The sequence below is a fragment of the Pandoraea anapnoica genome, from assembly GCF_902459765.1.
Classification (GTDB): domain Bacteria; phylum Pseudomonadota; class Gammaproteobacteria; order Burkholderiales; family Burkholderiaceae; genus Pandoraea; species Pandoraea anapnoica.
Genome location: NZ_CABPSP010000017.1, coordinates 117,814 through 138,186, shown reverse-complemented (window position 1 = coordinate 138,186; position 20,373 = coordinate 117,814). Strand labels below are relative to the sequence as shown.

At 61.6% G+C, this 20,373-nt stretch carries 21 protein-coding genes; 5 read left to right on the top strand and 16 right to left on the bottom strand.

The annotated features are described in order from the left end of the window. Nucleotides 1-92: 92 nt before the first annotated feature. Entirely contained in the window at nucleotides 93-989 is an 897-nt protein-coding gene (locus PAN31117_RS23795; RefSeq protein WP_174991097.1) for a LysR family transcriptional regulator, read from the bottom strand. A gap of 229 nt (nucleotides 990-1,218) precedes the next feature. On the opposite strand from PAN31117_RS23795, the gene PAN31117_RS23790 reads away from it, so the two are divergent. The 4 genes from PAN31117_RS23790 to lysS all read left to right on the top strand — a co-directional run bounded on the left by PAN31117_RS23790 (nucleotide 1,219) and on the right by lysS (nucleotide 4,691). Then, nucleotides 1,219-1,440, top strand: a complete 222-nt coding sequence (locus PAN31117_RS23790) for a hypothetical protein (RefSeq protein WP_150740381.1) — start codon at nucleotides 1,219-1,221, stop codon at nucleotides 1,438-1,440. 102 nt (nucleotides 1,441-1,542) lie between these two features. Continuing rightward, a protein-coding gene (gene prfB / locus PAN31117_RS23785; protein ID WP_174991096.1) for a peptide chain release factor 2 occupies nucleotides 1,543-2,647 on the top strand; the annotation gives its coding sequence in 2 pieces (ribosomal slippage) (nucleotides 1,543-1,614 and nucleotides 1,616-2,647; 1,104 coding nt in all). Nucleotides 2,648-2,650: 3 nt separating this feature from the next. After that, on the top strand, nucleotides 2,651-3,130 hold the full coding sequence (locus PAN31117_RS23780) for an Ivy family c-type lysozyme inhibitor (RefSeq protein ID WP_052252973.1): 480 nt from the start codon (nucleotides 2,651-2,653) through the stop codon (nucleotides 3,128-3,130). A 16-nt stretch (nucleotides 3,131-3,146) separates the two neighbouring features. After that, nucleotides 3,147-4,691 carry a lysine--tRNA ligase gene (gene lysS, locus PAN31117_RS23775; RefSeq protein WP_150740379.1) on the top strand — a complete coding sequence of 515 codons (1,545 nt, stop codon included), beginning with the start codon at nucleotides 3,147-3,149 and terminating at the stop codon, nucleotides 4,689-4,691. Nucleotides 4,692-4,804: 113 nt separating this feature from the next. On the opposite strand, the gene PAN31117_RS23770 is transcribed toward lysS, so the two are convergent. The 3 genes from PAN31117_RS23770 to PAN31117_RS23760 all read right to left on the bottom strand — a co-directional run bounded on the left by PAN31117_RS23770 (nucleotide 4,805) and on the right by PAN31117_RS23760 (nucleotide 7,893). Continuing rightward, the gene (locus tag PAN31117_RS23770) at nucleotides 4,805-5,710 is read right to left on the bottom strand and encodes a hypothetical protein (RefSeq protein WP_174991095.1); all 906 of its coding nucleotides are present in this window, start codon (nucleotides 5,708-5,710) and stop codon (nucleotides 4,805-4,807) included. Between the two features lie 341 nt (nucleotides 5,711-6,051). Continuing rightward, nucleotides 6,052-6,654: a hypothetical protein gene (locus PAN31117_RS23765; RefSeq protein WP_150740377.1), complete on the bottom strand. Its 603-nt coding sequence runs from the start codon at nucleotides 6,652-6,654 to the stop codon at nucleotides 6,052-6,054. Nucleotides 6,655-6,714: 60 nt separating this feature from the next. After that, entirely contained in the window at nucleotides 6,715-7,893 is a 1,179-nt protein-coding gene (locus PAN31117_RS23760) for a glycosyltransferase family 87 protein (RefSeq protein ID WP_150740376.1), read from the bottom strand. Between the two features lie 384 nt (nucleotides 7,894-8,277). Between PAN31117_RS23760 and PAN31117_RS23755 the strand changes: the two genes are divergently transcribed. Further along, nucleotides 8,278-8,964: a glycine zipper 2TM domain-containing protein gene (locus tag PAN31117_RS23755; protein WP_150740375.1), complete on the top strand. Its 687-nt coding sequence runs from the start codon at nucleotides 8,278-8,280 to the stop codon at nucleotides 8,962-8,964. Nucleotides 8,965-9,096: 132 nt separating this feature from the next. Here the strand turns inward: PAN31117_RS23755 and iscX are convergent, their stop codons facing one another. The 12 genes from iscX to uvrB all read right to left on the bottom strand — a co-directional run bounded on the left by iscX (nucleotide 9,097) and on the right by uvrB (nucleotide 20,133). After that, the gene (iscX, locus tag PAN31117_RS23750) at nucleotides 9,097-9,291 is read right to left on the bottom strand and encodes a Fe-S cluster assembly protein IscX (protein WP_039399317.1); all 195 of its coding nucleotides are present in this window, start codon (nucleotides 9,289-9,291) and stop codon (nucleotides 9,097-9,099) included. 50 nt (nucleotides 9,292-9,341) lie between these two features. Then, nucleotides 9,342-9,683: an ISC system 2Fe-2S type ferredoxin gene (gene fdx / locus PAN31117_RS23745; protein ID WP_150740374.1), complete on the bottom strand. Its 342-nt coding sequence runs from the start codon at nucleotides 9,681-9,683 to the stop codon at nucleotides 9,342-9,344. Between the two features lie 22 nt (nucleotides 9,684-9,705). Continuing rightward, nucleotides 9,706-11,583 carry a Fe-S protein assembly chaperone HscA gene (gene hscA / locus PAN31117_RS23740; protein ID WP_150740373.1) on the bottom strand — a complete coding sequence of 626 codons (1,878 nt, stop codon included), beginning with the start codon at nucleotides 11,581-11,583 and terminating at the stop codon, nucleotides 9,706-9,708. Between the two features lie 86 nt (nucleotides 11,584-11,669). Further along, nucleotides 11,670-12,200: a Fe-S protein assembly co-chaperone HscB gene (gene hscB, locus PAN31117_RS23735; protein ID WP_150740372.1), complete on the bottom strand. Its 531-nt coding sequence runs from the start codon at nucleotides 12,198-12,200 to the stop codon at nucleotides 11,670-11,672. Nucleotides 12,201-12,295: 95 nt separating this feature from the next. Then, on the bottom strand, nucleotides 12,296-12,526 hold the full coding sequence (locus tag PAN31117_RS23730; protein ID WP_174991094.1) for a DUF3565 domain-containing protein: 231 nt from the start codon (nucleotides 12,524-12,526) through the stop codon (nucleotides 12,296-12,298). Then, a complete protein-coding gene (iscA, locus tag PAN31117_RS23725; RefSeq protein ID WP_039399326.1) occupies nucleotides 12,507-12,830 on the bottom strand; it encodes an iron-sulfur cluster assembly protein IscA in 324 nt (107 codons plus the stop codon). The genes PAN31117_RS23730 and iscA overlap by 20 nt, the downstream gene beginning before the upstream one ends. Nucleotides 12,831-12,859: 29 nt before the next feature. Beyond that, complete coding sequence (gene iscU, locus PAN31117_RS23720) at nucleotides 12,860-13,267, bottom strand: Fe-S cluster assembly scaffold IscU (protein WP_039399327.1); 408 nt, start codon at nucleotides 13,265-13,267, stop codon at nucleotides 12,860-12,862. 18 nt (nucleotides 13,268-13,285) lie between these two features. Next, a complete protein-coding gene (locus PAN31117_RS23715) occupies nucleotides 13,286-14,509 on the bottom strand; it encodes an IscS subfamily cysteine desulfurase (RefSeq protein WP_150740371.1) in 1,224 nt (407 codons plus the stop codon). 31 nt (nucleotides 14,510-14,540) lie between these two features. Then, nucleotides 14,541-15,068: a Fe-S cluster assembly transcriptional regulator IscR gene (gene iscR / locus PAN31117_RS23710; protein WP_039399331.1), complete on the bottom strand. Its 528-nt coding sequence runs from the start codon at nucleotides 15,066-15,068 to the stop codon at nucleotides 14,541-14,543. 116 nt (nucleotides 15,069-15,184) lie between these two features. Further along, entirely contained in the window at nucleotides 15,185-17,293 is a 2,109-nt protein-coding gene (locus PAN31117_RS23705; RefSeq protein ID WP_150740370.1) for a site-specific recombinase, read from the bottom strand. Nucleotides 17,294-17,512: 219 nt separating this feature from the next. After that, entirely contained in the window at nucleotides 17,513-17,989 is a 477-nt protein-coding gene (locus PAN31117_RS23700; protein WP_174991093.1) for a low molecular weight protein-tyrosine-phosphatase, read from the bottom strand. 56 nt (nucleotides 17,990-18,045) lie between these two features. After that, nucleotides 18,046-20,133 (bottom strand): excinuclease ABC subunit UvrB, encoded by a 2,088-nt coding sequence (uvrB, locus tag PAN31117_RS23695; RefSeq protein ID WP_150740369.1) that lies wholly within the window; start codon nucleotides 20,131-20,133, stop codon nucleotides 18,046-18,048. Nucleotides 20,134-20,373 lie beyond the last annotated feature (240 nt).

The window sequence follows — 20,373 nt, the reverse complement described above, 5'->3', positions numbered from 1 at the left end:
ACCAATGAGACGCATTAACATTTGAGCACTCCCTTTACGCAATCGAGGTGGCCGCACTTCCCGTATCGCGAGAAGTGCGCAAGGTTACGTATTTAAGCGGGCTGCGCCTCTGCGACGTATTCACGCATCACGCGCAAAAACGCTTCGCGTGCCGGATGGACCTCGACGCCTCGATGGCGAACGAAGAAGTTCGGCACCGCCGCGAGGTCTTCCATCGCATGACCGACGATGTTCGCCTCCTGACGATAACGCAGGTAAATCCCGCGCGGCACCAGCGAATAGCCGACCCCCGCACCGACACAAGCCACGATGGTTGCGTAGCTACCATAGCTGAGGATGCGCCCCGGCGTGACCGCATTCGCGGCGAGCCATTGCTCCATCGTGCCGCGATACGGACAGCCCGACGGCCACATGAGCAATGTCGCGCCCGAGAGATCGGCCGCTTCGTGAACCCGCCCTGCGCGCGCGGGCGCGACCAGCACGATCGGTTCCCGGTAGATCTCGTCGGCCACGACCGACATCTGCGCCTGCGCCTCCAGGCACGCGGTACCCGCAATCAGTGCAGCGTCGACGCGGCCGTGCTGAATTTCGTCGAGCAGATTCAACGATGTGTCCGTCACCAGATTCAGGCGCACTTTCGGATAAGCCGCATGGAAGCGCGCGAGCACGGCTGGCAGTCGCGAGGTGGCGGACGATTCGATCGCGCCCAGTGAGAAGTCGCCGGACGGCTCGTTTGCCGGATTGAGCGCAGCGCTCGCCTCGCGCGATAACGCCAGAATCCGGTCGGCGTAACCAAGCAGCGTACGTCCGCTTGGCGTAAGTTGCAGACGGCGTCCCTGACGATGGAAGAGCTTCACGCCCACGGCGTGTTCCAGCGAGCGGATGCGGGCCGTCACGTTCGACTGAACGCAGTGCAACGCTTCGGCGGCCCCCAGCACGCTGCCTTCGTCGACGATGGCCTTGAAGGTCTGAAGTTGCAGAAAGTCCATGAGGAAGCTCCGGGTGCAAGAAGCAGCTAGGAAGCGGGTAGGCATTCACACGATGCCGAATGTTAAGCGAGTCGCAACGTCACTTCAATAATAGTGAACAAAATCAGCTAAACAATTCACTTTTTTAGCGCATGAGAAAGGAATAAGCTTCGGGTTATCCCTAATGCGACGTCTGCCATGACATCCCGTCTCCGGCCAGCACACCGCGCCCCGTGAAGGAAATCACATCATGTACCGCCCTCTGTCCGCCGCTGCCAATCTGAACGCCACCGCACCGGTCGTTGCTGCGCCGGTCACGCCGCTCGGCCTGTTCTTCCGCGCCGTCGACCAATGGCGTCTGCACTACGAGCAGAAACTCCAGGTCGAAGCGCTCGCCGCTTTCGACGATACGTCGCTCGCGGATGTCGGTTACGCCCGCGATGCGTTCGGTCTGCGTCAGACGTCGCGCTAGGCCGCTGTCCGAAAGTCGTTAAAAGCCCCCGAAAAATGGGGGAAACGGGGGCTTCGCTGCGTTATAATTCCGGTTTTCCCGAATTTGCAAACGCCCTAGCTCATGGAAGCCGAACGCCTCAACGCCCTCGAATCCCTGCTCGCCGACCTGCGCACCCGCGTTGGCGAGCTCAGGGGGTATCTTTGACTTCGATGTCAAGCAAGCTCGCCTGACGGAAGTCAACAAGGAACTCGAAGATCCCAACATCTGGAACGATTCCAAGCGCGCCCAGGCACTGGGCAAGGAAAAGAAGGCGCTCGACAGCGTGGTCACCAACCTGACCGAGCTCGACACCGGCCTTTCCGACACGCAGGAATTGTTCGAAATGGCCCGCGACGAGGGCGATGAAGACTCGCTCCTGGCGCTCGAAAGCGACACGCAGGGTCTCGCCGCACGCGTGGGTGACATGGAGTTCCGTCGGATGTTCAACAACCCGGCCGACCCGAACAACTGCTTCATCGACATCCAGGCCGGCGCTGGCGGCACCGAAGCCAACGACTGGGCCGGCATGCTGCTGCGCCAATACCTCCGCTATTGCGAACGCAAGGGCTTCAAGGCCGAAGTGCTCGAAGTGTCGGACGGTGACGTCGCTGGCATCAAAAGCGCCTCGCTCAAGGTCACGGGCGACTACGCCTACGGCTATCTGCGTACCGAGACCGGCGTCCACCGTCTGGTGCGCAAATCGCCGTTCGACTCGTCGGGTGGCCGTCACACCTCGTTTGCCAGCCTGTTCGTCTATCCGGAAGTGGATGACTCGATCGAAATCGACATCAATCCGGCCGACGTGCGTACCGACACGTATCGTGCTTCGGGCGCGGGTGGTCAGCACATCAACAAGACCGACTCCGCCGTGCGTCTGACTCACATTCCGACGGGCATCGTCGTCGCTTGCCAGAACGACCGTTCGCAGCACCGCAACCGCGCCGAAGCGTGGGACATGCTCCGCTCGCGTCTGTTCGAACACGAAATGCGTAAGCGCCGTGCCGAGCAGGACAAGCTCGAATCGAGCAAGACCGATGTGGGTTGGGGTCACCAGATTCGCTCGTACGTGCTCGACCAGTCGCGCGTGAAGGATTTGCGTACCAGCGTGGAAACCGGCAACACCGGCAAGGTGCTCGACGGCGACCTGGACGACTTCATCTCGGCGAGCCTCAAGCAGGGAGTGTAAGGAATGGCGTTTGTCCGCACGCTAGCCGTGTGGGTGGTGAGTGCGCTGTGTCTTCAGCGCGCCGCCGTGGCTGCCCCGGCGAGTACGCCGGGTGCACCGGGTGCGAGTCCCGAGACAGGACCGTATCTGCATGAACTGCTCAAGCGCCCGGATTTCTCGGGCGCTTATGCACGCATCGTTGCACCGCGCAATGTGCCCGCGTGGGTGCGTCAGGGGGGAACCTCGACGCCGTCGCAACGGGTGAGCGTCGCCGGCAAGCCTTGGTTGCTGGTGCAGAGCTGCAAGCCGCACGACTGCCCTAGCGAGTACGTCCACATTTTGTATGAGCCGCGCTCGCAGTCGATCGCGGCGCTGTTTGTGCGGGACCCGAGTGCCGCGGCCAATGCCAGCCCGCATCAGGATCGCACCGAACTGATCTGGCTGGGCGCGCCCGATGGCTCGCTCAAGAATGCGCTGCTCCACACGCTGCGTTTTACCGAATAACTTCATCGTTCGCATCATGACCGATCAAAACACTCCGGCCGACTCGGCCAATCAGGCCAACGACCTGCCGCAGGACGACAACAAGCTCATCGCGGAACGTCGCGAGAAGCTGACGGCGATCCGCGCGGGCGGCGTCGCGTTCCCGAACGACTTCCGTCCCGAACAGCACGCTGGCGATCTGCAAGCCCGCTATCAGGGCGTGGAGAACGAAGCGCTCGAATCCGAGCCCGTCGCGGTGTCGGTAGCCGGTCGCATGATGCTCAAGCGCGTGATGGGCAAGGCCGCTTTCGCTACCGTGCAGGATGGCAGCGGTCAGATCCAGTTCTTTATCGGTCGCGACGACGTCGGTGCCGATTCGATGACCGCCTTCAAGGGCTGGGACATCGGTGACATCATCGCGGCAACCGGTACGCTGTTCCGCACTCGCACCGGCGAACTTTCGGTCAAGGTAAAGGAACTGCGACTGCTCGCCAAGGCGCTGCGCCCCCTGCCGGACAAGTTCCACGGTCTGGCCGATCAGGAAACGAAGTACCGTCAACGCTACGTCGATCTGATCACGTCGCCGGAAACGCGCAACACCTTCCGCGCCCGCGCGAAGGCCATCGCATCGATTCGTCAGTACATGACGAGCGCCGACTTCATGGAAGTCGAAACGCCGATGCTGCACCCGATCCCGGGTGGTGCGGCGGCCAAGCCCTTCATCACGCACCACAACGCGCTCGACATGCAGATGTATCTGCGTATCGCGCCTGAGCTGTATTTGAAGCGCCTGATCGTCGGCGGCTTCGAGCGCGTGTTCGAAATCAACCGTAACTTCCGTAATGAAGGCGTGTCGCCGCGTCACAATCCGGAATTCACGATGATGGAGTTCTACGCGGCCTATACGGATTACCGTTGGCTGATGGACTTCACCGAAGCGCTGATCCGTCGTGCCGCGATCGACGCACTCGGCACCGCGACCATCGAATATCAGGGCCGCGAACTCGACCTGTCCAAGCCGTTCCATCGCCTGACGATCGTCGAAGCGATCCGCAAGTACGCACCGGAGTACACCGACGCGCAACTCGCCGATATCGATTTCGTGCGCGGCGCGCTGGGCAAGTACGGCGTGAAGGTGGATGCCCCGCAATTCAAGAATGCAGGCCTCGGGGCGCTGCAACTGGCGCTGTTCGAAGAGACCGCCGAGAGTCAGCTGTGGGAACCGACGTTCATCGTCGATTACCCAGTGGAAGTTTCGCCGCTCGCGCGCGCCTCGGACACGCTGCCGGGCATCACCGAGCGCTTCGAACTGTTCATCACGGGCCGTGAAATCGCCAACGGTTTCTCGGAGTTGAACGATCCGGAAGATCAGGCTGCACGCTTCCGTGCTCAGGTCGAGCAGAAGGACGCTGGCGACGAAGAAGCCATGTACTACGATGCCGACTATATTCGCGCACTTGAGTACGGCATGCCCCCGACGGGCGGCTGCGGCATCGGCATCGATCGTCTGATCATGCTGCTCACCGACAGCCCGAACATTCGCGACGTGCTGCTGTTCCCGCACCTGCGCCGCGAAGACTGATCGGGACGGACAGTCGGCGCAGGATCTCGCGCCAACCGTCTGCTCAGGCCGTACCGTAGCGAAAAAGCCGCAACCGTTTCGGGGTTGCGGCTTTTTTCATTGCCATGCGTAATTCAAGCGTTGCGAAATCCATGATCGATCGTTGGTTTTGGGTGTCGCGAGCCATCGGATTCGCTCGTGGTCGTATTCACATCCGCAGGTAGCTCTGTCGTGGACGTGTTCGTCGCCGCTTCCATACAGGCCGCGCGACGACGCGTCAGTGCATCCTCCCCTTCCCGGCCAATCAACGACTTCCGCCAGTCGATCCCCGCACACTCGACGAGAAAGTCGTTGATCTCGATGGCCGCCACCGAGACAGCCTCTCCTTCCTTTCCGGTGCGCTCAACCGATCGGGTGACGTTAGCAAGGCAATCGACAAGCCCGCCTGCGTGCATGTGAAACGCCACGATGCGCGCGCAAATGGTGTCCGCAACATGCCCCGCCTCGCGGGTGGCAAGATGCGGCAAAACTGCGCGACCCACCGCACAGAATAGCTCTGTGTTCGGGTCTGAGGCCCACACGGATTCGTCGACTATCGGCATGATCTCGCGCCACGACGGGGCCAACGCACGCCACCCCAGGTCGTACTCGAGCGCCGCCATCGTTCCCGGTGCAAACCCCGGCTCCCGGATGTACACCGACGGTAGCGATAACGCCTCGACGGTTGCAAATTCACTGGCGTCCGCGCTTGGACTCGAGGCCCGAGGCAGGTCCGAGACCACTCCGAACGTGGCCTCCAAGGGCGAATGAACGTCGGTGCGTCTCCGCTCCCCCGAGCCAACGCCCAGGCACGCCATGCGTGCCAAAATATCCGATGGCACATCGTCCGCGCGAACGTCCGCCGGACATCCATCCGCAGCACGCGCCGCGTCGAGCATTTCCATCCAGAGCGTGCCGACCCGGTTCTCGTTCAGAAACGCCACGCGATCCGGCTCGGAATGCAAATGAAGGATGGTGCGACCATTGAGCTGCACCTCCACTGGGGACGCTTGCGGTAGGAGCGTCCGACACGGCGCCCGCAGCGCAGGCGCCACGACGGCACGCTGAATGCGAGCGCCATCGAAATCGGTCGCCAGGGCGGAATGCGAAAGACGCTCGGAAGCAATCGGCGAAACGGCGGGAACCCCACCTCCGATTGAATCGAGCGTCGGAGCAGCATAGGTGCCTGGGGCATGGCCAGGTACCGATAACAAGGCTGGCATACGTAGTCTCCGGTGACGGCAGCGAAATGTGCCGTCAATGAGTCTATGTAGCCGTCGATGTCACGTTTTGGAGTCAAGAACCGTGGCTATGTGAAACGAGTCAATAGAAAAATCCCGTTTCAGAAAGCCGGACTTCCGCGATAAGCGGACGGCCAGTCGCCATCGAGACGCAGCCAGCTGCGTGAGATAGGGAGCACCGCACCGTTCGACGCCCCCTCGATCAATTGACGCAGCGCCAGCGACGAGAGCGTCTTCGTGTCGGTAGGAAACGCCACGACGAACGTTCGGTTCACGGCGATGGCCGCGAATTCCGTCGTCTCAAAGTGCTCCACCATCGACTGGTAGAGATTGCCCAGCACGAGCGCACCGGCGGGCGCCATCCAGTTGCCGCGCGAGCCGCCGACCATCGTGCCGTCGTCCAGGCGCGCAATACCGAATTCGAAGTGACGCGCCGTCCATGCCCGCGAGAGATTGGACGCCGCCTGCGCGAATGCCGCTTCAAAGGTCAGGTCGGCCGCCTGCAGATCGTTGCCGTGCAGACGTCGAAGTCCCGTCGGACTGTCGAGAACGAGCGTGACGAAGACGTCGTCGGAAAATGGCTCGGTGACATCCCCGTCAGGATCGTGCACGTCAACCCACGCACGTTGCACGACGTACGGATAGATATGCGGGTGGCTAGCCGCATCGAGCGGCGTTTCAAGAGCAGGTAGCGTATCGATCATGGCGGTGGGACAGGTCGATGGGAATGACGTTCACAGACAATGCGTGCCATTATGCGCGCGTCACGTCGGACGCAGATGCGCCCATCGACGTGCGCGCATCACGATCAGTAGCATTAACGCAGGCAGTATCCACACGCCCCACTGCCCCATGGGTGTCCACAGCACAGCGAGGTAGGCTTCTAGCGGCAGCACCCAGGCGACGGCCAGCAGCAAGTCATCCAGCCTTTTCCACGGCCCGCGCGACGCGTTGGCATGACGCGAAGCAGACGGGTTCGGATCTATCGGCACGGCAAGGCATAGCAACGGCACAATCAACCACGCCAGCTCGTAATAGAGCAAGTAAGGCTGGACGAGTAACGTGGCGATCATGGCGGCTGCCACGCGTAGCGGCAACGGTGCCTGTCTCGCCCACAACCATGCCGTGAAGAGCACGGATGGCACCGCCACGAATCCGTACATCACGTACGCCGCAGGCAGCGTCGCGCCCTGCAATCGCGCCATCGCGAACACCGTGGGCATCGCGTGCCAGATGTCTCCCGCGCCCTGCTGAACGATTTCTGCGTTGAACGTTGCCACCGCCGTAAAAAACGCCTCCCACAATGCCCACCCGCCCCACAGCAGCGTTAGGACGCAACAAACGCCCCCAGTAAGCACCATCGTGCCTAGCGCTCGCCACTGTTTGCCGCATAGCCACCACAACGGCAACAGCACTGCGAATTGCGGCTTGATGACGAGCAAGCCAGCGCACACCCCCGCTAACAACGGACGCACACTCGACTGAGTCAGTGCGACGGTCATCAGCAACAACGTCATGACGGAGTTCTGACCAGCCAGCAAGGCAACCCAAAGGCCGGGAAATGCCATCACCACGAGCCACGGCCAACCGGCCCTTCGTCGCCATTGCATCACCGCAAACGCAAACAACGCGATGCTCACGACGACGTACATCGCGTACGTCCACGGATAAGGCAACCACGAGAGTGGCTGGATCAACCATTGGAATGTCGGTGGATAAAGCCAGTGCCCGAGTTCGGTGTACGCAGGAAAGAACTGGAGTTGTGCGGCGTCGAGCGTGTCCGGATGAAATGCCGCCATCGCACCGAGATGCGTCGTCATCCAGGACACCGTCCAGTAGACACGCAGATCGTGTCCGAGCGGCGGCATGCTGTTCTCACCACTGCCGTCGCCCGTCAACCAACTGACGGCCCACGCACCCAGTGCAAGCCATTGAACCAGCATAACGACGACCGCTGAGATGACGACCCCGCGTGACAACGTGGTAGCCCCTGAAGGCGCGCTTGCCTGCCGAAGCGTCCCACTTGACGTCACCGTCGGTCGATTCACGTCTCGCCTCCCCCACGACTTGTTTCTTTTGTTAAGTCCGCCCCGTCAGACTTGCGGGACGCGCGCTGTCACCGGCACAAAATATTCATATCTTTCATTAACTTAGGACAACTTCCAGGGTCCACCGATACACTTCACAGCGATGCACATCTTACATCGCGTTACAAAATGAAACGGATGCCGCGCTTGCCGTGACGGAAACTTTTCTCATGCGAAATCGCCCGTGCACGCCAGCACGCAGAAGGGGATTCGCACTTACCGCACGATGGAGAAAACAACATGGATAACGATCTGCAACCGCGCCGCATGCATCCTTTGGCCGCTGCCGCTGCCGGCAGTATCGTCGTAGTCAGTCTGCTGGGTGTTGCCGCCATTACCGGCGTGCTGCCCGTGGCCAAGAGTACGGACGGCCCCGCGTCCTCGGGCAACAGTTCGCAATATGCGCTGACGTCGCCGCAACCGCCCTCGCTCTCGGCACCATCGCAATCACAACCGTCCACGACGGCCGCGCAGCAGCAAGCGCAGTACGCGACGCAGCAGCAAGCCGCTGAGCGCGCTCCGGCTCCGCAGCCCTCGTATGCGCAACAAACGGCAGCACCGGCACAACCGACACAACAACAAGCCGCGGCTTGCTCTACGTGCGGTACGGTGCAATCGGTGCAGCCGATTCGTACGGAAGGCCACGCCTCGGGCTTGGGTGCAGTGGGCGGTGCCGTGGCCGGCGGTCTGCTCGGCAATCAATTCGGCGCAGGTAACGGCCGTACGGCAATGACGGTGGTCGGCGCGCTCGGCGGGGGTCTCGCCGGTAACGAAGTGGAAAAGCGTGTGCGCTCCGACACGGTGTATCGCGTCTACGTCCGCATGGATACCGGCAAGACGCGCTATTGGACCTATCAGTCCGCACCGGGTGTACAACCGGGTGACCGCGTGCGTCTGGAAAACAACGGACTCGTGCGCGCCAGCTGAGGCTTCGGTGGCATGTCGCCGCCCGCAGGTGAATTCGTCTCGCAGAAACGCAAAAGCCGCTCTCCCGAGCGGCTTTTGTTTTGGGATGCGATGACTTGCAGCACATCCTTTCATCTCTCACGACATCCCGACTCAGTCGGCTTCGTCGATCCATGCCAGTTGAATGGCTTCCAGGATCTTCTCGCCGGAACGATCCGGTGCGTCGTCGAAGCCATCGAGCGCGACCACCCACTTGTGCAGGTCGGTGAACCGCACATATTGCGGGTCGACATCGGGATGCGCTTCAGTCAGCGCAATCGCGATTTCCAGGCTGTCGGTCCATTTCATGGGAAAGCTCCTTTGTTATCTCGTCACTGCGCGAGGCCAGACGGCGTCGATCAGTGATTTTCCTTGGCGTGATTGATCGTGTATTTCGGAATCTCGACGACCAGATCGGTGTCGTCGGGCATCAGCGTCTGGCACGACAGGCGCGACGTCGGCTCCAGGCCCCACGCCTTGTCGAGCAGATCTTCCTCTTCGTCTTCCGCGGCTTCCAGCGATTCGAAACCTTCGCGCACGATCACGTGGCACGTCGTACAGGCGCACGACAGCTCGCAGGCATGCTCGATCTCGATATGGTTATCGAGCAGCGCACGGCACACGGACGTGCCCGGTGCAACCTCCAGCACAGCGCCCTCCGGGCACAACTCTTCGTGAGGCAATACAACGATTTGCGGCATGGCTTTGAATTCCGTGTGTGTCTTACAGTTTGTCGATATCCGCAACGCGTCGACCGGCCAGCGCGGCACGGATACTCTTGTCCATGCGGCGTGCGGCGAACTCGTCGGTGGCGTGCGAAAGCGTTTCGGTGGCCGTCTTGATGGCGACCTGATCGTCACCGCTGGCCTTCTGGCGTAAATCGGCCAGCAGCCCGTCGATCTGCGCACGCTCGTTGGCATCGAGCAATTCCGGATCGGCTTGCAGCGCGCTGTCGATGGCGACCAGCAGACGTTCGGCTTCCACCTGTTGCTCACGCAGCGCGCGGGCACGCATGTCCTGCTCGGCCGAGCCGAAGCTGTCCTGCAACATGCGCGAGATGTCCTCGTCGGCCAGTCCGTAGGACGGCTTGACCTCGATGGACGCCGCCACGCCGGAGTGCATTTCCTGCGCGAAGACAGACAGCAACCCGTCGGCGTCGACCTGATACGTCACGCGAATGCGCGCCGCACCGGCCGTCATCGGCGGAATCCCGCGCAACTCGAAGCGCGCCAGCGAACGGCAGTCAGACACCAACTCACGCTCGCCTTGCAGCACGTGAATGGCCATGGCCGTCTGGCCGTCCTTGAATGTCGTGAATTCTTGTGCACGCGCCACCGGAATCGTGGCGTTACGCGGAATGATCTTCTCGACCAGGCCGCCCATCGTCTCGACACCGAGCGAGAGCGGAATCACGTCGAGCAGCAGCCAGTCGTCGCCTTCGGCTTGATTGCCGACCAGCAGATTCGCCTGCACAGCCGCACCCAATGCAACGACCTGATCCGGGTCGAGGTCGACCAGCGGTTCACGACCGAAGAAGCTTGCCACCGCCGCCCGCACTTGCGGCATGCGCGTCGCGCCGCCTACAAGTACAACGCCCTTGACGTCTTCCGGCCCCATCCCCGCGTCACGCAGCGCCTTGCGCATCGGGCCAATCGTGCGTTGCACGAGCGGTGCGCCCAGAGCCGTGAACTGTTCACGCGAGAGTTCCAGCGACAGGTTGCGGCCCCCGGACAACGTCACGCTGAGGGTCGCTTGCTCGGCATCCGTGAGTGCTTCCTTCACGATACGTGCGTGGTCCAGCAAACTGCGTACGTCTTCGGGCGTCAGCGACGCCGTTTCGATACCGGCGCTCTGCACTGCCCAGCGGTAGATGGCCAGGTCGAAGTCATCGCCACCCAGCGCCGAATCGCCGCCGGCCGCGAGTACTTCGAACACGCCCTTGGTCAGACGAAGGACCGAGATGTCGAACGTACCGCCACCGAGGTCGTAGACCGCGTAGAGCCCTTCCGCTGCGTTGTCCAGACCGTACGCAATCGCAGCCGCCGTCGGTTCATTGAGCAGGCGCAAGACATTCAGCCCCGCCAGACGCGCGGCGTCCTTGGTCGCTTGCCGTTGCGCATCGTCAAAATACGCAGGAACCGTGATCACAGCGCCGACGAGATCGTCGCCAAGGGTATCCTCGGCACGCTGACGCAGCGTCGCGAGAATCTCGGCGGATACTTCCACCGGGCTCTTCACGCCACCTGCGGTGTTCATCTGTACCATGCCCGGCGCGTCGACGAAGTCGTATGGAGCGTTGTCTGCGTGGGCGACGTCCGCGAGACCACGGCCCATGAATCGCTTGACGGAGACAATGGTGTTGCGCGGATCAGTGGCGGCAGCCGTCTTGGCGTCATACCCGATCTGCGTGCGGTGACCGCCCAGATAACGGACGACGGACGGCAAAAGCACGCGGCCCTGATCGTCGGGGAGGACTTCGGCCACACCGCTGCGCACGGAGGCCACGAGCGAATGCGTCGTGCCCAGGTCAATGCCCACGGCGAGTCGCCGCTGGTGCGGCGCGGGGGACATGCCGGGTTCGGAAATTTGCAGAAGGGCCATGACTTTGCAATGCGGGCGACGCGTGAGCGCGTCCACCCTGTTCTCAAGCAGTTCTCAATGACATGTGACGGCGCCGCACCGGGCCGTCACGCGTTTTCCAGCATTTCGATGCGCTGCGCGATATCTTCCTCGGCGCGCGCAATGAACATCAGTTGTCGCACGGCTTCAGCCGCAGGCTGCCAGGCTGCGCTGCCGAGCCAGTCGCCCAGCTTCGTCAGCCGCACGCGACGGTCGTCGCGCAAGGACTTGGCAAGCGTGTCGAGCGCGCCAATATTGCGAGCCGCGACGGCGTCGTCGATCGCTTCGCGCCACTCCATCTGCTGCATCAGGAAATCGGGGGCCATCGCGGTATTGTTCTCCGCGCCCACATCGATGCCCTGCAACGTCAACAAATAGGTCGCGCGCTGCAACGGATCACGCAGCGTACGGTACGCAGCATTCGCCTGCGCGGCCCATTGCATGGCCACGCGACGCTCTGCATCGCTCGCACTTGCAAACCGGTCCGGATGCACTCGCGATTGCACCGCACGATAGGCTGCCTCCAGCGCCTCGGCATCGAGCGCGAAACCCTGCGGCAGATCGAACAGCGTGAAATAGTTGTCAGTCAATGCACTCATCGCGCTCTGGGCTCACATTCGGCCCGTAAAAAAAGCGGCTCGCGCCGCCTTGTTGCCTACGCTACTACGCCCAGCTCGCCAGACCGACCCCTGCTTCATTCGTCGACCGGCTCGCCGCGCTCGCATTTGCGGCACGGCAACTCGCTGCCCAGCATCGCTTCGCGGCCTTCCGGGCTTTGCGTCCATGTCCGGATCTGCCACGGAGGGAGATGCCGGACATGTTGCCCATGCCCGCATGCCAGTCGCGCGACCCACTGGCCTTCGTCGTCTTGCCGAAAACCGATGATCTCGCGCAGCGGTGCAGCGTCAGACGCGGAACGACTCACCGCAGCCGCACTCGTCCTTGACGTTCGGATTGTTGAAGCGGAATCCTTCGTTCAGGCCTTCGCGCGCGAAGTCCAGCTCGGTGCCGTCGATGTACGGCAGACTCTTCGGATCGACGATCACCTTCACGCCGTGGCTTTCGAAGACCGTGTCCTCGCCCGCCACGTCGTCGGCGTACTCCAGCTTGTAGGCCAGGCCCGAGCAGCCGGTCGTCTTCACGCCCAGCCGCAGGCCCACGCCCTTGCCGCGCCGCGTCAGATAACGCGTAACGTGCTGCGCGGCCTTCTCGGTCAATGTAACGGCCATCTTGCCTGATTCCTTATTCGTCGCGCCGCTTACGCAGCCTGGGCCGCATCGGCCGACTGGCCGTGCTTCTGCTTGTAGTCGGCCACGGCCGCCTTAATGGCGTCTTCCGCCAGAATCGAGCAGTGAATCTTCACCGGCGGCAGGGCCAGTTCTTGCGCGATTTCGGTGTTCTTGATTTCGAGCGCCTGATCCAGCGTCTTGCCCTTGACCCACTCTGTCACCAGCGACGACGACGCAATCGCCGATCCGCAGCCGTAGGTCTTGAACTTGGCGTCTTCGATCACGCCGGCTTCGTTCACGCGGATCTGCAGCTTCATCACGTCGCCGCAGGCCGGTGCGCCGACCATGCCCGTACCAACGGCGTCGTCGCCCTTCTCGAACGAACCGACGTTACGCGGGTTTTCGTAGTGATCCAGAACTTCCTTGCTGTACGACATGGCTAACTCCTTGAATACTCAGTGTGCGGCCCATTGGATCGAATTGAGATCGACCCCGTCCTTGTACATTTCCCACAGCGGCGACAGATCGCGCAGCTTGCCGATCTTGCTCTTGAGCAGTTCGACCACATAGTCGACTTCCTGCTCGGTCGTGAAACGACCCACCGTGAAGCGAATCGAGCTGTGCGCCAGTTCGTCGTTGCGGCCCAGAGCGCGCAGTACGTACGAAGGCTCGAGCGAGGCCGACGTGCACGCCGAACCCGACGACACCGCCACATCCTTGATCGCCATGATCAGCGACTCGCCTTCGACAAAATTGAAGCTGATGTTCAGGTTGTGCGGGACACGTTGTTCCATGTCGCCGTTCACATACACTTCTTCCATCTCCGTCAAGCCCTTCAGCAGACGGTCGCGCAGCATGCGCACGCGCTCGTTCTCGACGGCCATCTCTTCACGGGCCAGACGGAACGCCTCGCCCATGCCGACGATCTGGTGCGTAGCGAGCGTACCCGAACGCATACCGCGTTCATGACCGCCACCGTGAATCTGTGCTTCGATACGCACGCGGGGCTTGCGACGCACGTACAACGCACCGATACCCTTCGGGCCGTACGTCTTGTGCGCCGAGAACGACATCAGGTCGACCTTCAGTGCCGCGAGATCGATCGGCATCTTGCCGGTTGCCTGCGCAGCGTCAACGTGGAAAATGATGCCCTTCTCACGGCAGATCTCGCCGAGCGTAGCGATGTCCTGAATCACACCGATCTCGTTGTTCACGGCCATGATCGACACGAGAATCGTGTCCGGACGCAGCGCTGCCTTGAAGACTTCCAGATCCAGCAGGCCATCGTCCTTGACGTCGAGATACGTCACTTCGAAGCCTTCGCGCTCCAGCTCACGCATCGTATCGAGCACGGCCTTGTGCTCGGTCTTCACGGTGATGAGGTGCTTGCCCTTGCCTTGATAGAAGTGCGCCGCGCCCTTGATGGCGAGGTTATTCGACTCGGTCGCGCCTGACGTCCACACGATTTCGCGCGGATCGGCATTCACCAGCTTGGCGACTTCCTCACGTGCCTCTTCCACCGCCTGCTCCGCGGCCCAGCCGAACGAGTGGCTGCGCGATGCCGGGTTGCCGAACTGCTCGCGCAGAAAAGGCAACATCTTGTCCACGACACGCGGGTCAATCGGCGTCGTGGCGCTGTAATCCATGTAGATGGGGAGGTTGAGGGTGTCGTTTTTCATGGGGTGCTCCAGGATCGTGCCGTGGCGCCTGTTATGAACGGGCCATATCAAAGACCGAATTGGGGATACGCGTCGTCATCGTCTGGTTGTTGTTGCCAGACTCGCGCGTGTCGCGCAGCACAGCCTGTTGGGCCTGCTTGCTGCGCTGCTGCTCGACGAGGTCACGCAGGGAAACGGAATCGAGATACTCAACCATCTTCTGGTTGAGCGTCGCCCACAGCTCGTGCGTCATGCAGTGGCCGCGATGGCCGTCCTGGCCCTTCTCGCAATTGCCTTTGCTGCCGCACTGTGTGGCGTCGAGCGGTTCGTCGACCGCAATGATGATGTCGGCGACCGTCACCTCTTCTGCGCGTCGCGCAAGACTGTAACCGCCGCCCGGACCGCGCACGCTCTCCACGATTTCGTGGCGGCGAAGCTTTCCGAACAGTTGCTCCAGATAGGAGAGCGAAATTCGCTGACGCTGACTAATGCCCGCAAGCGTCACGGGACCCGCGTCCTGGCGCATGGCCAGGTCGATCATCGCCGTGACGGCGAAACGGCCTTTCGTGGTAAGTCTCATGATGATGCAGGGGATTAATCTCGACTATTTTCGTCAAGTATAAATTCCCTACGAATTTAGTCAAGTACTTCTGGCCCATTTTTTGCGGAAGTTCCCTCGTCCACTTGTGAAATTTCTTATTTTTCGGGACGAGCTTCCGGCCGGGGCAAGCCCAGAGGAAACAGCAGCACCAAGGGATTGCGCAGCACGGCGCGCCAGATGGCGCGGTGAATTTGCCGACGGTCGCCAAATCGCAGTGGACGCGATCGAAGCGCCATGTGAAATGCTAACGCAAAACTGACACCGACGTTGAGCAGCCCCATGGCAGCCACACCGGCGAACGCCAGCCACAGCGCCGGATCGTGGAGCACAGAACCACCCAACACGCCGATCGAAGTCGCGATCGCCCCGGTCGACAGGGTCACGTGGCGGACCTCGAACGGCAAAGCAAATGCCGTCAGCACGGCCGGCACGAGTCCCAGCATGAAGCCGAGCATGAGATTGCCCAGCACCGGCGCGATGTGGCGTCGACACCAGTCGGCGAGCCGCGCAGCGCCCTGACGTCCAAAAACGAAACGCAGACGGCGGTTGTATGCAAGGACGTCGCCAATGCCATGCAAGGCGAACCAGTTGTCCGCCCAGCCGGAAATCAGGCTGGAGCACCACAGCAACACGCCGGTCAGCGCCGCAAAGAACGGCGTTACACCGAGAATCGAAAACGAATTCAGCGTCGCGTGCGCTTTTTCCGGTGAGATGGTGTTTGCACCAAGCGCCGCCGACACCGCCCACTGCACCAACAGGCAGAACGGGAAAACCATCGTCAGATTGCCGAAGATCGCTGCCGCCTGGGTACGCACCAGAGCGATCACCTCACCGACGAAAGCATCCATCCCCGCTGGCGTATCGACATCATCGAGCTTGCTTGCGATGGCCGGTGCCGTCATAGCCGGTTGCTTGGTAGCCAGCGTGAAGTGGCAGAAGTGCATGAACAGGAAACACAACGCATAGTTGGCCCCGGCAAAGAACCCCTCCACCACCGTCGGAAAGTGGGCCCCGGCAATCATGAACTTGATATAGACGGTCACGACCGTCACCAATCCGCCGCCACAGGCCATCTTCAGCATCGAGAAATACTCGCTGCGATTGCGCGCGATGTAATGCTCGCCGGTCTCCGCACTGCGTTCGACGACCTTGCGCGCCAGCAAGCCAAACGACGTTCGCGCCAGTTCGCCCACGCTCTGGCTCGCACGATTGGCCCTCACCAGGTCGGCGAGCAACCGCACGCGCGCTGTAGCCCTATCGCCGCGATCCCCGTAGGTCAGCCACGCCTCCAGCAAACGTTCGAGACGACGAATCCGTGCCTTCGCACGCTCGACCTGAAACACGATATCGACGCTGACACCGTTTTCGTCGAGGTGCGCATATACGTCACGCACTGCACGGCCACAATCGTCCAGCAGTGCGCGAAATACGTTGATCTGCTGCACGAACAATTGCGACGGCGGCGCGCCGTGCGCGAATTCCTGACCGGCATCCTCAAGCGCCTGCATCGCGCGCCCGAGCCGATAAAACGGCGAATCGGTGACGCGGGAATACGTAAGACGCGAGCGGACGGCCTGTGAGAGTCCCGTCGACGCGATCTGGTCGACAAGGTGATGCATCGCGGCAAGCAGATCCTCGGCGAACGGATTCCAGTCCACGTCGGCGTCGTCCGCCTCGCCGTGATGAAGCAGCGCAATCAGATCGCCCAGCAACTCGGCGGGCATGGCAGCGATCCAGTCGGCAGCGTCCCCATCGGGAAACATCAGAGAACACAACGCCGAGAGGTCCCGTCGCGTAGGCGGCGGCGGAATCAGCGCCTTTTCGATGCGCTCGGCCAGCGCGCCCCAAAAGCCGGGCCGCACCGGCATGCCGGTGTCGCAGAGTAGCGAAATGGCATCGCTTTCGTTGATGACGCTACGCAGCGTGCGCGCGACCGACAGCCGCCACTGCGGATTACGCTCCAGCATTTGCAGCAAATAGCGTAGGCGCGTATGCGGCCGGTATCGAGCGGCCTCCCCCTCCCCGCGCACTTCGTTGACAATCGCGCCGCGCTTTTGCACCCAATGCGCCAACTCGATCAACCATTGATTGCGTACGGCCAGCGGCGCTGCGGGATCCGCGTGCGCGAGCAGTTCGTCGAGTTGATGACCTGCATGGCGCGAGGCGCGCCACTTGCGCCAGTACAAAGTGAGCGAATTGAACATGGATCGGAAAGTGCGTAGTCAGCTACAGATTCAGCGACAGAAACAGAAGGGACACGGGAGTCACCGGCACTTCTGGCGTACGACAAATCGCACTGCCCGGCCTCATCCCGTCAAAGAGGGCCGAATGATAGCCTTGTTGGGACAACTCGCGAAGCGATCTCGTCACCGATCGCAACACATACGCCGTCTCCCCACGAGGATGCGCGCGCCGACAACCGATCAGTCGGCCTGTCTCAAACGCACGAGCAGGCCATCCAGACCGTCTTCAATATAGTCGAGCACCGTCTCGAACCCTTGTGCGCCGCCGTAATAGGGATCGGGCACTTCGGTCGCGTCATGACGCGTCGCAAAATCCATCAACCGGACGATCTTGTGACGAAACGCTGCGGGGCTGCGTGCCGTGAGCTCCGAGACGTTTGCGTCGTCCATGGCCACGATCCATTCGAATCGCTCGAAATCGCTCGCTTCGACGCGACGCGCCCGCAGTGCGCTCAGATCGTAGCCGCGCCGCTCGGCTGCCGCCTGCGTACGCTCATCCGGGGCGTGACCGATGTGATAACTGTGCGTGCCCGCCGAATCGACCTCGACGAGATCGGACAATCCCGCTTTGGCGAGTCGGTCGCGAAAGATGCCGTCGGCACTCGGGGAACGGCAGATGTTACCCATGCAGATAAACAAAACTGATGTTTTCTTCATTTGGATTCAGTCCATCGGAGGCGGCGAGGCATTGATGTGCCTCGCCGCCATCAGCCTCAGGCCTTCGGCCCCAATTCCGCTTCGCTGGCGCCATCGGTACCGAACACCAGCGCCTTGACGTGCAGCAACTGGTCCCGCACCTTGGCCGCCTTCTCGAACTCCAGATTGCGTGCATGCTCCTGCATCTGCTTTTCGAGCTTCTTGATCTCGCGAGCCAGTTGCTTCTCGGACATGTCCTGATAGTGCGCCTGCTCTTTGGCCTCTGCCATTTCCGCCTTAGCGCCTTCCGGATCGTAGACACCGTCGATGATGTCCTTGATGCGCTTCTTCACGCCTTGCGGCACGATCCCGTGCGCTTCGTTGTGCGCCATCTGCTTGGCGCGACGACGCTCCGTCTCGCTGATCGCCCGCTTCATCGATTCGGTCATCTTGTCTGCGTACAAGATGGCGGTACCGTTCACGTTGCGCGCGGCCCGCCCGATTGTCTGAATCAACGAACGCTCGGCGCGAAGGAAGCCTTCCTTGTCCGCGTCCAGAATCGCGACCAGTGACACTTCCGGAATATCCAGCCCCTCGCGCAGCAAGTTGATACCGACGAGTACGTCGAACGCGCCCAAACGCAGGTCTCGGATGATTTCTACGCGTTCAACGGTGTCGATATCGCTGTGCAGATAACGGACCTTCACGCCGTTATCGGACAAGTACTCAGTCAATTGCTCGGCCATTCGCTTCGTGAGCGTCGTCACGAGGACACGCTCACCCACCGCCACGCGTTTGTTGATTTCCGAGAGCACGTCATCCACCTGCGTACGGGCCGGACGCACATCGATCGTCGGATCGATAAGCCCAGTCGGACGCACCACCTGCTCCACAATCTGCCCGGTACGCTTGGCCTCGTAATCTGCGGGCGTCGCAGAGACGAAGATCGCCTGACGCATCTTGCGTTCGTACTCGGCAAACTTCAGCGGACGGTTATCCAGCGCCGACGGCAGACGGAAGCCGTAATTGACCAAATTTTCCTTACGCGCCCGGTCGCCGTTGTACATGCCGTTGAACTGGCCGATGAGCACGTGGGACTCGTCGAGGAACATCAAGGCGTCTGGAGGCAAATAGTCGACGAGCGTGGGCGGCGGTTCGCCGGGCGCCGCGCCCGACAGATGTCGGGAGTAGTTTTCGATGCCCTTGCAGAACCCCAGCTCCTGCAACATCTCCAGATCGAAGCGAGTACGCTGTTCGAGGCGTTGCGCTTCGACCAGCTTGCCTTCCTTATAGAAGAAGTCGAGCCGCTCGCGAAGTTCGTCCTTAATCGTCTCGATCGCTCGGAGCACCGTCTCTCGCGGGGTCACGTAATGTGAGGACGGATACACCGTGAATCGCGGCACCTTCTGGCGCACACGCCCCGTGAGCGGGTCGAAGAGTTGCAGCGAGTCGACTTCGTCGTCGAATAGCTCCACGCGCAACGCCAGCTCGGCGTGTTCCGCCGGGAAGATATCGATGGTGTCGCCGCGCACGCGGAACGTGCCGCGCCCGAAGTCCGTCTCGTTACGCGTGTACTGCATCGCGATCAGTCTTGCGATGATCTCTCGCTGCCCCAGCTTGTCGCCCTGACGCACGGTCAGGATCATCTGGTGGTACTCGCTCGGATTCCCGATACCGTAGATGGCGGACACCGTGGCGACGATCACTACATCGCGGCGTTCCAGCAGGCTTTTCGTCGCCGACAGCCGCATCTGCTCAATGTGCTCATTGACCGACGAGTCCTTCTCAATGAACAGATCGCGCTGCGGCACATATGCTTCCGGCTGGTAATAGTCGTAGTACGAGACGAAGTACTCCACCGCATTTCGCGGGAAGAATTCGCGAAACTCGGAATACAGCTGTGCCGCCAGGGTTTTGTTCGGTGCGAACACAATGGCCGGACGTCCCATGCGAGCAATCACGTTCGCCATGGTGAACGTCTTGCCCGAGCCGGTCACGCCCAGCAGCGTCTGAAACGCGAGGCCGTCGTCGATCCCCTCGGTCAACTGGGTGATGGCAGTGGGTTGATCGCCTGCCGCAGGAAACGGGCAATAGAGCTGATAAGGCGAGTCGGGGAACGTCAGGAACTTGCTTTCGTCGAGATCGGTGTCAGCCGCAGGGGTCATGGCGGGGGCGCGAGCATGAGGGACGTAATCCGGCATTTTAGCGCGTCGGACGATTCCCTGAGTCCGATGGGTGACAGCCATCCCATCGGGCCACCGCAAGCAACGCAGACGCAGCCCGCGGGAGGCGCGCGCGAGTCACGTACCCGGCGATTTCGTCAAATTCTGGCAATGCGTGGCAGTTTTCGTGCCGAAAAGGCACGAATTCGTGCACAGCGGGCCGGTGTTTACCACAAGCGCGGG